Source organism: Pseudomonas sp. WS 5410 (assembly GCF_012985645.1).
Taxonomy (GTDB): domain Bacteria; phylum Pseudomonadota; class Gammaproteobacteria; order Pseudomonadales; family Pseudomonadaceae; genus Aquipseudomonas; species Aquipseudomonas shahriarae.
Window position 1 is genome coordinate 250,823 of record NZ_JAAQWS010000007.1, and the last position, 13,943, is coordinate 264,765.

Below are 13,943 nucleotides of genomic sequence, written 5' to 3' on the forward strand. Positions count from 1 at the left end.
ACATTGCACTGTGTTCATGTTGCCTTTCAGCCGACCCGTTTGGCTGGGTTGTGATAGAGGTCGGCGAACATATCCGCCATCGCCTCTTCACTGGGTTCATCCTGCATTTGCACACTGACCGCACGGCTGACCAACTGATGACGGCGCGGCAGATGTAAGTCATCCGGGATCCGCGGCCCGTCGGTCAGGTAGGCGACCGGTAATTCATGGCTGATGGCAAGGCTCAACACTTCGCCCAGGCTTGCGGTTTCATCCAGCTTAGTCAGGATGCAACCGGCCAGCCCGCAACGCTTGTAGCTGTGGTACGCAGCAGTCAGAACCTGTTTTTGGCTGGTGGTTGCAAGTACCAGGTAATTTTTCGACTTGATCCCGCGCCCGGCCAGGCTTTCCAGTTGCATGCGCAATGCCGGGTCGCTGGCTTGCAGGCCGGCGGTATCAATCAGCACCACGCGCTTGCGCAGCAGTGGGTCGAGGGCGTTGGCCAGGGACTGGCCCGGGTCGACATGGGTCACCGGCACATTGAGGATCCGGCCCAGGGTCTTGAGCTGTTCCTGCGCGCCGATGCGGTAGCTGTCCATGCTCACCAGGGCAATGTTGTGGGCGCCGTACTTGAGAACATAACGGGCGGCCAGCTTGGCCAGGGTGGTGGTCTTGCCCATGCCGGCAGGGCCGACCATGGCAATCACGCCACCTTCTTCAAGGGGTTCGATTTCCGGGGTCTGGATCATCCGCGCCAGGTGCGCCAGCAACATGCGCCAGGCTTGGCGAGGTTCTTCAATGCCGGTGGTCAGCTCCAGCAGGTCGCGGGACAACGGGCCGGACAGGCCAATGCGTTGCAGGCGGCGCCAGAGGTTGGCCTGTTGCGGCTTGCTGCCCTGCAACTGGTTCCAGGCCAGCGAGCCCAACTGCACTTCCAAAAGCTCGCGCAGGCCATTGAGTTCAAAACGCATCGAGTCAAACACGCGCTGGTCAACCGCAGCGGCCGGTGCTGGCGCGGCGGGACGTGGCGGTTCGACAAAAGTCGGCTCTACCAGTGGCTCGGCCGCCGTCAGCGGCAGGCCGGCAAACAATTGGCGATTAGTGGTCGCATCGCTGTCGCCCCGCATGCTCAGTTCGGCCTGGGCCGAGACAATACGCGAGGCGGTCTTGCGCAACTCGTCTTCGAGTTCCATGTTCGGTACACGCGGCGCCAGGGCCTGGGGTTTGTAATCCAGGGCAGCCGTCAGCTCGACACCGCCGGCAATGCGACGGTTACCGATAATAGCCGCGTCGGCGCCCAGCTCATCACGAACCAGCTTCATGGCCTGACGCATATCGGCGGCGAAAAAACGCTTTACTTGCATAACCCACTACCTCAGCCGTTGGGCCCTACTGTCGCGACGATAGTCACTTGCTTATTGTCAGGAATTTCCTGGTAAGCCAAAACGTGCAAATTCGGTACTGCCAGGCGTCCAAACCGCGACAACATCGCTCGGACGGGGCCTGCCACCAGCAGAATCACCGGTTGGCCCTGCATTTCCTGGCGCTGTGCGGCGTCGATCAACGAACGCTGCAGCTTTTCAGCCATGCTTGGTTCCAGCAGAACGCCCTCTTCCTGGCCTTGCCCTGCCTTCTGGATACTATTGAGCAATATTTGTTCCAACCTTGGTTCCAAGGTGATTACAGGCAGCTCAGAGTCAAGCCCTACAATGCTTTGGACGATTGCACGCGACAATCCGACGCGCACCGCCGCTACCAGCGCGGCAGTATCTTGACTCTTGGCGGCATTGTTGGCGACAGCCTCGGCAATGCTGCGAATGTCCCGCACCGGCACCTGTTCGGCCAACAGCGCTTGCAACACCTTGAGCAGTTGCGACAGCGACAATACCCCCGGCACAAGCTCTTCAGCCAGCTTAGGCGAGGCTTTGGCCAGCAATTGCATGAGTTGCTGGACTTCTTCGTGACCAATCAGCTCGTGGGAGTGCTTGTACAGAATCTGGTTGAGGTGCGTGGCGACCACGGTGCTGGCGTCGACCACGGTGTAACCCAGGGACTGTGCCTGGCTACGCTGGCTGACTTCGATCCACACCGCGTCCAGGCCAAAAGCCGGATCTTTGGCGGTTATGCCGCTGAGGGTGCCGAATACCTGGCCGGGGTTGATCGCCAGTTCGCGGTCGGGGTATATCTCGGCTTCGGCCAGGGTCACGCCCATCAGCGTCAGGCGGTAGGCGCTGGGGGCCAGGTCGAGGTTGTCGCGGATATGCACGGTGGGCATCAAAAAGCCCAGGTCCTGGGACAGCTTCTTGCGCACGCCCTTGATCCGCGCCAGCAACTGGCCGCCCTGGTTGCGGTCCACCAGAGGAATCAGGCGGTAGCCGACTTCCAGGCCGATCATGTCGATGGGGGTCACGTCATCCCAGCCCAGCTCCTTTGTTTCCTGGGCGCGGGCCGGCGATGGCAGCAGGTCTTGCTGGCGCTCCACCTCTTTCAAGGCCTGGACCTTGATGGTGTTTTGCTTCTTCCAGAACAGGTACGCCCCGCCGGCGGCCAGGGCAGCCATGGTCAGGAAGGAGAAGTGCGGCATGCCCGGCACAATGCCCATGATTGCCATAATGCCGGCCGCCACGGCCAGGGCCTTGGGCGAAGCGAACATCTGGCGGTTGATCTGCTTGCCCATGTCTTCGGAGCCGGACGCACGGGTCACCATGATCGCCGCAGCTGTAGATAACAACAGTGATGGCAATTGCGCCACCAAACCGTCACCGATGGTCAGCAAGGCGTACACCTTGCCCGCATCGCCGAAGGTCATGCCGTGCTGGAAGATACCGACCGCCATGCCGCCGATCAGGTTGATAAACAGAATCAGCAGGCCGGCAATGGCGTCGCCGCGCACGAACTTGCTGGCGCCGTCCATGGAGCCGTAGAACTCGGCCTCCTGGGCCACTTCCGAGCGACGGGACTTGGCCTGGTTCTGGTCGATCAGGCCGGCGTTGAGGTCGGCGTCGATCGCCATTTGCTTGCCGGGCATGGCGTCGAGGGTAAAACGCGCGCTCACCTCGGAAATCCGCCCAGCACCCTTGGTCACCACCACGAAGTTGATGATCATCAGGATCGCGAACACCACGATACCGACCACATAGTTGCCGCCGATCACCACCTCGCCGAAGGCCTGGATCACCTTACCGGCGGCGGCGTGGCCGTCCTGGCCGTGCAGCATCACCACCCGCGTAGAGGCCACGTTAAGGGCCAGGCGCAGCAGCGTGGCAACCAGCAAAATGGTGGGAAAGACCGCAAAATCCAAAGGCCGCAGGGCGTACACGCAGACCAGCAGCACGACGATGGACAGGGCAATGTTGAAGGTGAAGAACACGTCCAGCAGGAACGGCGGCATCGGCAACATCATCATTGCCAGCATGACCAACAGCAACAGCGGCACGCCCAGATTGCCTCGCGAGAGGTCTGCCAGGGTGCCACGGGCTGTGCTGAACATATTAGAGCGATCCACCGGTATTCCTCGTCACCTTGAAGCAAACTTTTGACGCCGAGAGGCGTCCTGAAGGCGGTATTGCAAGAAGCCTTCCAACTTTTGCTTCAGGGACGAGATCGTTCCCACGCAGGAGCGTGGGAACGATCATCAGAGTGGACGCACGTTTGATGCCTGCTTGCCTTTCGGACCCTCTACAACTTCATATTCCACCTTCTGGCCCTCCGCCAGCGACTTGAAGCCGCTGCTTTGAATGTCCGAGAAGTGCACAAACAGGTCCTCTCCTCCGGCGTCTTGCGTGATGAATCCAAAGCCCTTTGAATCGGTAAACCACTTCACTGTGCCCGTTGCCATTGCCCTTCTCCCGAATCCGCATGTTCCCGGTCTATCAAAGCGCCCTGCACGGGGGCTGGCTACTGTCAAAGTTGACAGGTCGGGAGGGAGCTGGACGAACGGCAAGCATCTGTTCCGACGCCATCGCGGGCAAGCCCGGCTCCCACATTGGAATGCGATCAAATGTGGGAGCCGGGCTTGCCCGCGATGGCGCCGAAAAAGGCAGCAGAAGACTCAGGAATCGCGACGCAAATCCGGCGGAATCGGCAAGTCCTTGAGCGGATCCGGACGTTTGCCCTTGCCGGCACGGTATTGGCGGATCTGATACACGTAGGCCAACACCTGGGCCACCGCCAGATACAACCCGGCCGGGATCTCGTGGTCGAGGTCAGTGGAGTAGAAGATCGAACGCGCCAGAGCCGGCGATTCCAGCAGCAGAATGTCATTGGCCTGGGCGATTTCGCGGATTTTCAAGGCAGTGAAGTCGCTGCCCTTGGCCAGCAGCAGCGGCGCGCCGCCCTTCTCCGCGTCGTACTTGAGCGCCACGGCGTAGTGGGTCGGGTTAGTGATGACCACGTCGGCGTCGGGCACCGAGGCCATCATCTTGCGCTGGGACATTTCGCGCTGCAGTTGGCGAATCCGCTGCTTCACTTCCGGCTTGCCTTCCTGATCCTTATGCTCGTCGCGCACTTCCTGCTTGGTCATCAGCAGTTTCTTGTGGCTTTCCCACAGCTGGATCGGCGCATCCACTGCGGCAATCAGGATCAGGCCACACGCCATCCACAATGAGCTCCAGCCCACCAGTTGCACGCTGTGGATGATTGCCAGCTCCAGCGGTTCATGGGCGATGCGCAGCAAGTCGTCGATATCGGACTTCAACACCACCAGCGCCACAAACAGGATGATAAAGAACTTCGCCAGGGCCTTGAGCAACTCCACCAACGCCTTGGCGGAGAACATGCGCTTGATCCCGGCCCCGGGGTTCATCCGGCTGAATTTGGGCGCCAGGCTGCCGGCCGCAAACAGCCAGCCCCCCAGGGAGATCGGCCCGATGATTGCCGCCAGCAACAACGTGATCAGCACCGGTTGCGCGGCCAGGATCGCGATTTTCCCCGAGTGCAGCAGGTAGATGCCCATGGCGCGCGGGTCCAGCAGCACATCCCTGGGCAGGGAGAAATTGTGCTTCATGATCTCCATCAGGTCCTGGGCCAAGCCGCCGCCGTAGATCAGCAGGCCACCGGCCCCGGCGAGCATCACCGCCAGGGTGTTGAGCTCTTTGGAACGGGCGATCTCGCCCTTTTCCCTGGAGTCTTTTTTTCGTTTCTCCGTGGGGTCTTCTGTTTTGTCCTGACCACTCTCGCTCTCGGCCATGGCTCAGCGCGCCCGTGCCAGATCACGTAAAAACTGCAAGGCGTCACTGGCCAGCGGTTGATACTGATTGAGAATGTCGGCCAGGCCGATCCAGAAAATCCCCATGCCCAACACCAGGGTCAGCGGGAAACCAATGGCGAAGATGTTCAGTTGCGGCGCGGCGCGGGTCATCACCCCAAAGGCGATGTTGACCACCAGCAGCGCGGTGATCGCCGGCAGCACCAGCAGCAACGCCGCGCCCAGCACCCAACTGAGGCGCCCGACCACTTCCCAGAAGTGGTTGACGATCAAACCCTCGCCCACCGGTAAGGTGGTGAAACTCTCGGTAAGGATTTCAAAGGCCACCAGATGACCGTTCATGGCCAAAAACAGCAGGGTCACCAGCATGGTCAGGAACTGCCCGATCACGGCCACCGACACGCCGTTGGTAGGGTCGACCATGGACGCGAAGCCCATGCCCATCTGGATCGAGACGATTTGCCCGGCAATCACGAAGGACTGGAAAAACAGGGTCAGGGAGAAACCCATCAAGGCGCCGATCAGAATCTGTTCGGCGATCAGCAGCAGCGCACTGAGGTCCAGGGCATTGACCGGCGGCATCGGTGGCAGTACCGGCACGATGACCACGGTAATCGCCACCGTGAAAAACAGCCGTATGCGCTTGGGCACCAGGGTGGTCCCGAACACCGGCATGGTCATCAACAAGGCGCCCACGCGAAACATCGGCAGGATAAACGAGGCCACCCAGGTGCTGATCTGAGTGTCGGTCAACGCCAGCAAGGACTGCATCGGGTCAGCCAATCAACTGCGGAATACTGCCGTACAACTGCAGGATGTATTCCATGAAACTTTGCACCAGCCAGGGGCCGGCCACGATCAGGGTGACCAGCATCACCAACAGGCGCGGAAGGAAGCTCAAGGTTTGTTCGTTGATCTGGGTGGCGGCCTGGAACATCGCCACCAGCAGGCCCACCAACAGGCTGGGCACCACCAGCACGGCGACCATCACGGTGGTCAGCCACAGGGCTTCACGGAACAGGTCGACTGCGACTTCAGGTGTCATGCGCTAAACCCCGCCAAAACTGCCAGCCAGGGTGCCGATAATCAGCGCCCACCCATCCACCAGTACAAACAGCATGATCTTGAACGGCAACGAGATAATCAGCGGCGACAGCATCATCATACCCATGGCCATCAGCACACTGGCCACCACCAGGTCGATGATCAGGAACGGAATAAAGATCATGAAGCCGATCTGGAATGCCGTTTTGAGCTCCGAGGTGACGAACGCCGGTACCAGGATGGTCAAGGGCGCCTGATCCGGGCTGGCGATATCGGTGCGCTTGGACAGGCGCACAAACAGTTCCAGGTCGCTGGAGCGGGTCTGGGACAGCATAAAGTCCTTGATCGGGCCCTGGGCCTTTTCCACCGCGTCCTGGGCGGTCATTTTCTCCGCCAGGTAGGGTTGCAGGGCTTGCTGGTTCACCTTGTCGAATACCGGCGCCATGATAAACAGCGTCAGAAACAGCGCCATGCCGGTAAGGATCTGGTTCGACGGGGTCTGCTGCAGGCCCAGGGCCTGGCGCAGGATCGAGAACACGATGATGATCCGGGTGAAGCTGGTCATGAGCATGACGAAGGCCGGGATAAAACTCAGCGCCGTCATGATCAGCAGGATCTGCAGGCTGACCGAATACTCCTGGGCCCCGGCCGCATTGGTGCCCAAGGTGATCGCCGGGATCGACAACGGGTCGGCGCCGAACGCCAGGGGCGCTGCCAGTAACAGCATGAGCGCCAATAGAACGCGCATTACTTCTTATCCTTCTGGTCCTTGCCCATCAGCTCCATCAGGCGCTGGGCGAACTCCGGTGTGGCGGCCTCGGTCTGGGCCACGCTCACGGGATGCTTGAGCACGTGCAACGGGGTAATCCGGCCAGGGGTGAGACCGAGCAGGATCTGCTCTTCGCCCACCTGCACCAGCACCAGGCGATCACGCGGCCCCAGGGCCCGCGATCCCACCAGTTCGATGACCTGGGCATTGCCCGGACCAATGCGCTGCACCCGGCGCAACAGCCAGGCGAGGAAAAAGATCAACCCCACCACCAGCAACAGGCCCAGCACCAACTGAGTCAATTGCCCAGTCACGCTGCTGCCGGCGGCCGGCGCGGCGACCTGGGCCACCGGTTCAGCCGCCATCACGGCCAGCGGCAACGCCCACAACAGTCCCAACCACCGGCGACTCATCTCAGCGCAGCTTCTTGATACGTTCGCTGGGGCTGATCACGTCCGTCAGGCGGATGCCGAACTTCTCGTTGACCACCACCACTTCGCCATGGGCGATCAGCGTGCCGTTGACCAGCACATCCAGCGGCTCGCCGGCCAGGCGGTCGAGTTCGATCACCGACCCCTGGTTGAGTTGCAGCAGGTTACGGATATTGATTTCGGTGCTGCCCACTTCCATGGAGATCGATACCGGGATATCGAGGATCACATCCAGGTTGGGCCCATCCAGCGAGACTGGCTCATGGTTCTTCGGCACGCTGCCAAACTCTTCCATAGGCAGGCGATTGCCCACTGGCGGGGTGGCGGCATCGGCCGCCAGCAAGGCGTCGATATCGTCCTGGCTGGCATCGCCGGTTTCTTCCAGGGCAGCCGCCCATTCGTCAGCCAGGGCCTGGTCTTCGGCGGAAGTGTTTTCGTGTTCGGTAGCCATTACATGTCCTCGGCGCAGCAAAAATCATCAATTAGGGGATGCATCAGCGACGGTTGATCGGCTCAACCACTTGCAACGCCAGGTTCCCTTTGTGGGAACCGAGCTTGACCTTGAACGACGGCACGCCATTGGCGCGCATAATCAATTCGTCTGGCAGTTCGACGGGAATCACATCCCCCGGCTGCATATGCAAAATGTCCCGCAGGCGCAGCTGGCGGCGCGCTACGGTGGCGCTCAGAGGTACGTCAACGTCCAGCAAGTCTTCGCGCAGGGCCTTGACCCAGCGCTCGTCCTGGTCGTCCAGGTCAGACTGGAAGCCCGCATCGAGCATCTCGCGCACCGGCTCGATCATCGAATACGGCATGGTCACGTGCAGGTCGCCGCCGCCGCCATCGAGTTCGATGTGGAAAGTGGAGACCACAATGGCTTCGCTGGGCCCGACGATGTTGGCCATGGCCGGGTTCACTTCCGAGTTGATGTACTCGAAATTGACTTCCATGATCGCCTGCCAGGCTTCCTTCAAGTCGATAAAGGCCTGTTCCAGCACCATGCGCACCACGCGCAACTCGGTAGGCGTGAATTCACGGCCTTCGATCTTGGCGTGACGGCCGTCACCGCCGAAGAAGTTGTCCACCAGCTTGAACACCAGCTTGGCGTCGAGGATGAACAGCGCGGTGCCACGCAGGGGCTTGATCTTGACCAGGTTGAGGCTGGTGGGCACGTACAGCGAATGCACGTACTCGCCAAACTTCATCACCTGCACGCCGCCCACCGCCACGTCCGCCGAACGGCGCAGCATGTTGAACATGCTGATACGGGTGTAGCGGGCAAAACGTTCGTTGATCATTTCCAGGGTCGGCATGCGTCCGCGGACGATGCGATCCTGGCTGGTCAGGTCATAACTTTTGACGCTGCCGGGCTCGGCAGCCATTTCGGTCTGTACCAGACCATCGTCGACACCATGCAACAGCGCGTCGATTTCATCCTGGGACAGCAGGTCTTGCACGGCCATGTCGTGATCCTACTGCAATACGAAATTAGTGAAGAGCGCCTGCTCGACCACGACTTTGCCCAGTTCTTTCTGGGCCACTTCCTGCACGCTGGCAGTGACTTTCTGGCGCAGCATTTCCTGGCCCACGGGGGTGGCCAGGCTGTCGAAACTCTGCCCGGAGAACAGCATCACCAGGTTGTTGCGGATCACCGGCATATGCACCTTGAGCGCATCCATGTCCGCCTGGTTGCGCGCCTGCAAGGTAATGCTCACCTGCAGGTAGCGTTGCCGACCGTTCTGGTTGTAGTTGGCAACAAAGGCCGGGAGCATCTGCTCGAAGATTGCCGGTTGCTTGACGTTGCTGGCGGTCTCGGCCACAGGTACCGGCTTGCTCTGGGCACTGTGCATAAAGTACCAGGTAGCCCCCACCGACACGCCAATGGCCAATAACAAGGCCACGACAATCAGCAGGATCATCTTGAGCTTGCCCTTGCCTGCTGCAGGTACTGTTGCTGTCGCTGCGTCGTCACTCTTCGCCATGCCAATAATCCGTCACTATTCGGGGTTTCATAGATCCACGGGAAGGCAAGAGCAAGTGTTATGCCAGAGTTGTCACGGATTTCAGCAACAGCGCAAAACCAATGTGGGAGCGGGCTTGCTCGCGATAGCGCTAGATCAGTCAGCAACTAGGTAACTGACATACCGCTATCGCGAGCAAGCCCGCTCCCACATTTTGATCGGTGTTGACCTCAGGTCAGGCGTAGTAGTCCACGGCGCTGGAGCCTATGACGGATTGGGCTATCGGTGCCGCCACTTCAGTGACTTCGCCCGCAAGGCCTGCGTCATGCCCATCGCTGTGACCGCCACTGCCACTGACACCTCGCGCCTGGTTCTGCTGTTGCTCCTGACCCTGGCCCTGCCAGCCACGGGACTGGTCGGACACGTTCACGTCGACCTGGCCCATGCCCTGCTGGGCGAACATTTCCCGCAGGCGCCCGGACTGGCTCTCCAGGGCCTCGCGCACGGCGGCATGGCCGCTCATGAAGTTCACTTGGGCCTGCTGGTCGGCAGTGATATTCACGCGGATATCCAGGCGTCCCAGTTCGGCCGGCTGCAATTGGATATCGGCAGATTTGAGGTTGGCGCTGGACAGGTACATGACCCGGTTAACAACCTCCTCGGTCCAGCCACCCTGATGCATGGCCAGCGGCTGGTTATTCAGGGGCAAGACGTTGGTGGTCTTGGGGGTGGCAGCCTGGGTCAAGGCGGCCAGGCGATTGGCGAAGTCATCGACGCGGGTGTCACTGCTCGCGCCCTTCAAGTCCTTGAGGCCATCTTCGATCAGGCCGCTGAAAGCCTTCTCGCCACCCTGGTCAGTGCTGTCCTTGGCCGCCTGCTGGTCAACCATGGCCGCCAGGCCGTTGCTGAAGTTCTGCGCGGCGGTGGGTTCAGCCTGGGTCGGCAGGTTCTTTTGCGCTGCCTGGCTGCTGGCAGACACATGACCGCCCTGCTCCATCGCCAGGCGCACGGCTGGCAATGAGTCCAGTGGGTCAGCTTCGGGGTCGAAAGGCACGACCTCTTCAGCGACCGCAGGGGTGGTCACCAGCAACGGCGTGGTGGCGTCATCCGCTACAGCGGCCTGGACCGCTACCGGAGCGGGTGTCAGCGCCGCGATCGAGGCCGGATCGACCACTGGCGGCTGGGCTTGCGCCAGATCCTTGTCCGCGCCTTTGTCGTCATCGCTGGGGGCTGCCGCGTCGGCCTTGGCGGGCGGCGCGGCAGGCAAAGTCTTGCCGCTATCGGCAACCGCTGGAGTGCCAGCGGCAGGCTTGTCGCTGCCAACATCTTTCTTGGCGCTGGTGCTGGCTGGCTTGTCATGGCTCGGCTTGGGCGCCATATCCGCAGCCTTGGCCGGGGTCGCCTTTGACTCCTTGGCGAACACCTGTGCAAAGCCTGGCGCTTTGGCCCGCGTGTCTGCGGCCGTTGCCTGCGCATTCGCGGAGGACGCCTGGGGCTTGACCGCAGGAGCGGCTTGCAGGAGCGAGTTGGGGGCTAGAGGCATAAGTCAGGTCTCCGCTGCGCAGGGTCGAGGGCGCAGGCAGAAGATAGATAGCAAAAGTCGGGCCAGATTTTCAGGGCGGGCCTGCCGAGCCTAGAAGCGCTGGCGCTCCGACTCATACAGCGGCTTGACCAACGCAAACTCGTGATCAATCTGGTCGACCAGTTTGCCCAGGTCGGTAACCTCTTCCTTGGCCGACTCAGCCTCCAGTCGCTGGCACAACAGCGCCAGGCGCACCGCACCGAGGTTGCCGCTGCTGCCCTTGAAGCTGTGGGCGATACGCCCCAGGGCCTTGGCGTCATCGCGCGCCTTGCGCAACGCTTCAACGCGCTTTTGCGAGTCATCGAGGAAGGTGTCGAGCAAGTGGGGGTATTCACCCTCCATCACTTCCTGCAAACCCACCAACACTTCAGGGTCCATATGTATCTGCGTCACTTGTTCGCTCCTTGATCAAGAATCGACGGATTATGCCAGAGCCTCCCAGCAAAACTCCACGCACACACTGCGCCCGCCATCTGTCCAACGTACATTGCTGCTCAGTTGCCGGACCAGGTTCAGCCCGCGCCCGGACAGACGGTCGATATCCAACGGCCGCGCCAGGACTGTTTCGACATCGAACCCGGCGCCGCTGTCTTCGATACGCAGGCTCAGGCAACCACCCGCCTCGGTTGGAACCACGTTCACATGCACACGCACGTGGCCGCTATTCAACTGGTCGAGCCGCTCATTGCGCTGGCGATAATAGCTGGCAAAGCCCTGCACATCGCGTTTGAGTCGGGAGTCCAGGCCCAGCACGCCATGCTCCAGGGCATTGGAGTACAGCTCGGCCATGACACTGTACAGCGCTCCGCTCTGGCCGCGCAGGCCATGTATTTCCAGGAGTAACTGCAACAGGTATGGCAATGGGTTGTAACGCTTGAGGGTCTCGGCACGAAACTCGAAACTCACCGACCAGTCCAGCGGGCAGGACTGGCCGCTGTCGGTGTACTGCAGGGGGGGCGCCAACAGCGATTGCTCGGCCAGCAGGGTGATTTCGACCAGGCTGATATCGTCCCGCACCTGCCCTCGGAATGCGGCAAGCGCCTGTTCGATTTCAAAAAACAGCTGCTCAGGCTCGCGGTTGGCGGCAAACACCCGTCGCAGGCGCTCGACCCCAAACAACTGGTCGTTGGCATCGGCGGTATCAATCACCCCATCGGACAGCAAGAACACCCGGTCGCCCAAGGCCATGGGCCAGACCTCGGTGCGGTCGTCAAAGGCCTCGGGCGCCAGCACGCCCAGGGGTAAATGCCGCGACACCAGCGGCGTGCGCCGCCCCGTGGCCACTTCATGCACATAGCCATCAGGCATGCCGCCGTTCCATACCTCCACCACCCGCCGCTGGTCACTGAGACACAACAGCGTGGCACAACAGAACATATCCACCGGCAGGATGCGTTTGAGCTTGGCGTTCATCTCCCGCAGGGTCTGCGCCAGGCCATAGCCCTTGGCGGTCATGCCGTAGAACACCTCGGCCAGAGGCATTGCGCCGACCGCCGCCGGCAAGCCATGCCCGGTGAAGTCGCCCAGCAGCACGTGCATATCACCCGACGGCGTATAGGCCGCCAGCAGCAGGTCGCCATTGAACAGCGCATAGGGCGATTGCAGGTAACGGATATTGTGCGCCGCGTTCAGGCAGCCAGAGTGGGCGACCTTGTCGAACACCGCCTTGGCCACCCGTTGCTCATGCAGCAGGTAGTCATGGTGACGGGCGATCTGGTCGCGCTGCTCAAGCACGGTGGCCTGCAACCGACGCAGGCGGTCCATGGCGTTGATCTTCGCGGCCAGGATGATCTGGTTATAGGGCTTGGCCAGGAAGTCATCGCCCCCGGCATCCAGGCAGCGCGCCAAGGCTTCGCTCTCACGCAGGGAGGTGAGAAAAATGATCGGCACCAGCGCCTCGCCGGCCAACTGCTTGATCTGCCGGGCCGCCTCGAAGCCGTCCATCACCGGCATCAGCGCATCCATCAACACCAGTTGCGGACGCTCACGGGCGAACACCTCGACCGCTTCCTGGCCATTACTGGCACTGAGCACCCGATGCCCCTGGCGGCGCACGATGCTCGACAGCAGCAGCCGGTCGGCAGCGCTGTCCTCGGCGATCAGTACCGTGAGGGTGTCCAGAGCCTGGGCACTCAACTGATGTCGAACAGTTTGTCGAAGTTGGAGATAGCGAGGATCTTGCGCACATCGGAGTTGCTGTTGATCACGCGCACATCCGCGTCATCACCAGCGTGATCACGCAACAGCAGCAACATGCCCAGGGCCGAGCTGTCGAGGTAAGTGGCCTCTTTCAAGTCCACGACGTAGGTTTCGGGAACCTTGTAGAACCGCTCATAGGAATCACGAAAGGATTGATGACTGCCGAAATCGAACCGGCCCTTGATTGCGATCGTCAATTTCTTCCCATCCAGGGATACTTCTGACTCGACTGACATACGACTGCTTCCTTGTCGTGGGTATGTGCAACAAGGTTTAGCAGGTGATCGGAGAGTGGGCAACAAACGCAATCAAATGTGCGGTGAGCTTGTGTGGTGTGGGCTTGCCTGCGATAGCGGTTTATCAGAAAAAATGAGCGACGGATCCGCCGATATCGCAGCATGAGTATCTACACAACTGCTCTTTTTTGGTTGTTGGGGATGTGTACATATCCATTGCTGCGGTCACGGCAGCTTAGGGTTCCGCCCTTACGGCGGGTCACTTTTGGAAAAGAGCCCCAAAAGTAACCAAAAGGGCTCCTGCCCCACCACTCGGCACCTCGCCTAGGCTCGGTGTGCCCGTCATCCGACATTGATTTGGGGGGCCGCCGCGATGGGCCATCCATGGCCCAGCGCGGCTAACCCGGCGTCCTGCCGGGTTACCCCCCAAATCAATATCGGATGACGGCCAGCGTGGTTTAACGGGGCGCCTCAGATCAAAATCACAAGCAAAGCGAGGCGGCCTGACAGCCGACCTGATCGTCGAAGCGTGCGCG

15 protein-coding genes are annotated in these 13,943 nt (G+C 60.9%); all 15 read right to left on the bottom strand.

All coding sequences use genetic code 11. The annotated features are described in order from the left end of the window. Positions 1-26: 26 nt before the first annotated feature. Positions 27-1,343, bottom strand: a complete 1,317-nt coding sequence (gene flhF / locus HBO24_RS13395; RefSeq protein ID WP_029292553.1) for a flagellar biosynthesis protein FlhF — start codon at positions 1,341-1,343, stop codon at positions 27-29. An 11-nt stretch (positions 1,344-1,354) separates the two neighbouring features. Then, on the bottom strand, positions 1,355-3,484 hold the full coding sequence (gene flhA / locus HBO24_RS13400) for a flagellar biosynthesis protein FlhA (RefSeq protein ID WP_169961361.1): 2,130 nt from the start codon (positions 3,482-3,484) through the stop codon (positions 1,355-1,357). A 129-nt stretch (positions 3,485-3,613) separates the two neighbouring features. Next, positions 3,614-3,817: a cold-shock protein gene (locus HBO24_RS13405; RefSeq protein WP_169961362.1), complete on the bottom strand. Its 204-nt coding sequence runs from the start codon at positions 3,815-3,817 to the stop codon at positions 3,614-3,616. A gap of 213 nt (positions 3,818-4,030) precedes the next feature. Beyond that, positions 4,031-5,167 carry a flagellar biosynthesis protein FlhB gene (gene flhB, locus HBO24_RS13410; RefSeq protein WP_115127664.1) on the bottom strand — a complete coding sequence of 379 codons (1,137 nt, stop codon included), beginning with the start codon at positions 5,165-5,167 and terminating at the stop codon, positions 4,031-4,033. 3 nt (positions 5,168-5,170) lie between these two features. Further along, complete coding sequence (gene fliR, locus HBO24_RS13415; RefSeq protein WP_057438813.1) at positions 5,171-5,956, bottom strand: flagellar biosynthetic protein FliR; 786 nt, start codon at positions 5,954-5,956, stop codon at positions 5,171-5,173. A gap of 4 nt (positions 5,957-5,960) precedes the next feature. Beyond that, positions 5,961-6,230, bottom strand: coding sequence for a flagellar biosynthesis protein FliQ (gene fliQ, locus HBO24_RS13420; RefSeq protein ID WP_034099472.1), 270 nt, complete (start codon positions 6,228-6,230; stop codon positions 5,961-5,963). Positions 6,231-6,233: 3 nt separating this feature from the next. Beyond that, complete coding sequence (gene fliP / locus HBO24_RS13425; protein ID WP_057438812.1) at positions 6,234-6,977, bottom strand: flagellar type III secretion system pore protein FliP; 744 nt, start codon at positions 6,975-6,977, stop codon at positions 6,234-6,236. Next, a complete protein-coding gene (fliO, locus tag HBO24_RS13430; RefSeq protein WP_057438811.1) occupies positions 6,977-7,411 on the bottom strand; it encodes a flagellar biosynthetic protein FliO in 435 nt (144 codons plus the stop codon). The genes fliP and fliO overlap by 1 nt, the downstream gene beginning before the upstream one ends. A 1-nt stretch (position 7,412) precedes the next feature. Further along, positions 7,413-7,880 carry a flagellar motor switch protein FliN gene (gene fliN / locus HBO24_RS13435; protein WP_057438810.1) on the bottom strand — a complete coding sequence of 156 codons (468 nt, stop codon included), beginning with the start codon at positions 7,878-7,880 and terminating at the stop codon, positions 7,413-7,415. A gap of 43 nt (positions 7,881-7,923) precedes the next feature. Further along, the gene (gene fliM / locus HBO24_RS13440) at positions 7,924-8,892 is read right to left on the bottom strand and encodes a flagellar motor switch protein FliM (RefSeq protein ID WP_029292532.1); all 969 of its coding nucleotides are present in this window, start codon (positions 8,890-8,892) and stop codon (positions 7,924-7,926) included. A gap of 9 nt (positions 8,893-8,901) precedes the next feature. Further along, positions 8,902-9,411 carry a flagellar basal body-associated protein FliL gene (fliL, locus tag HBO24_RS13445; protein ID WP_057438809.1) on the bottom strand — a complete coding sequence of 170 codons (510 nt, stop codon included), beginning with the start codon at positions 9,409-9,411 and terminating at the stop codon, positions 8,902-8,904. A gap of 214 nt (positions 9,412-9,625) precedes the next feature. Continuing rightward, positions 9,626-10,933, bottom strand: coding sequence for a flagellar hook-length control protein FliK (locus HBO24_RS13450; protein ID WP_170059862.1), 1,308 nt, complete (start codon positions 10,931-10,933; stop codon positions 9,626-9,628). Between the two features lie 90 nt (positions 10,934-11,023). After that, a complete protein-coding gene (locus HBO24_RS13455; protein WP_057438808.1) occupies positions 11,024-11,365 on the bottom strand; it encodes an Hpt domain-containing protein in 342 nt (113 codons plus the stop codon). Positions 11,366-11,395: 30 nt separating this feature from the next. After that, positions 11,396-13,108, bottom strand: coding sequence for a fused response regulator/phosphatase (locus tag HBO24_RS13460; RefSeq protein ID WP_170059863.1), 1,713 nt, complete (start codon positions 13,106-13,108; stop codon positions 11,396-11,398). Continuing rightward, positions 13,105-13,407, bottom strand: coding sequence for an STAS domain-containing protein (locus HBO24_RS13465; RefSeq protein WP_057438807.1), 303 nt, complete (start codon positions 13,405-13,407; stop codon positions 13,105-13,107). Before HBO24_RS13465 ends, HBO24_RS13460 begins: the two co-directional genes overlap by 4 nt. Positions 13,408-13,943: the final 536 nt, after the last annotated feature.

What these genes read in the sequence shown, in the direction of transcription:
- flhF (WP_029292553.1), bottom strand. Translation starts at nt 1,343, where the DNA reads ATGCAAGTAAAGCGTTTTTTCGCCGCCGATATGCGTCAGGCCATGAAG.
- HBO24_RS13405 (WP_169961362.1), bottom strand. Translation starts at nt 3,817, where the DNA reads ATGGCAACGGGCACAGTGAAGTGGTTTACCGATTCAAAGGGCTTTGGA.
- flhB (WP_115127664.1), bottom strand. Translation starts at nt 5,167, where the DNA reads ATGGCCGAGAGCGAGAGTGGTCAGGACAAAACAGAAGACCCCACGGAG.
- fliR (WP_057438813.1), bottom strand. Translation starts at nt 5,956, where the DNA reads ATGCAGTCCTTGCTGGCGTTGACCGACACTCAGATCAGCACCTGGGTG.
- fliQ (WP_034099472.1), bottom strand. Translation starts at nt 6,230, where the DNA reads ATGACACCTGAAGTCGCAGTCGACCTGTTCCGTGAAGCCCTGTGGCTG.
- fliP (WP_057438812.1), bottom strand. Translation starts at nt 6,977, where the DNA reads ATGCGCGTTCTATTGGCGCTCATGCTGTTACTGGCAGCGCCCCTGGCG.
- fliO (WP_057438811.1), bottom strand. Translation starts at nt 7,411, where the DNA reads ATGAGTCGCCGGTGGTTGGGACTGTTGTGGGCGTTGCCGCTGGCCGTG.
- fliN (WP_057438810.1), bottom strand. Translation starts at nt 7,880, where the DNA reads ATGGCTACCGAACACGAAAACACTTCCGCCGAAGACCAGGCCCTGGCT.
- fliM (WP_029292532.1), bottom strand. Translation starts at nt 8,892, where the DNA reads ATGGCCGTGCAAGACCTGCTGTCCCAGGATGAAATCGACGCGCTGTTG.
- fliL (WP_057438809.1), bottom strand. Translation starts at nt 9,411, where the DNA reads ATGGCGAAGAGTGACGACGCAGCGACAGCAACAGTACCTGCAGCAGGC.
- HBO24_RS13450 (WP_170059862.1), bottom strand. Translation starts at nt 10,933, where the DNA reads ATGCCTCTAGCCCCCAACTCGCTCCTGCAAGCCGCTCCTGCGGTCAAG.
- HBO24_RS13465 (WP_057438807.1), bottom strand. Translation starts at nt 13,407, where the DNA reads ATGTCAGTCGAGTCAGAAGTATCCCTGGATGGGAAGAAATTGACGATC.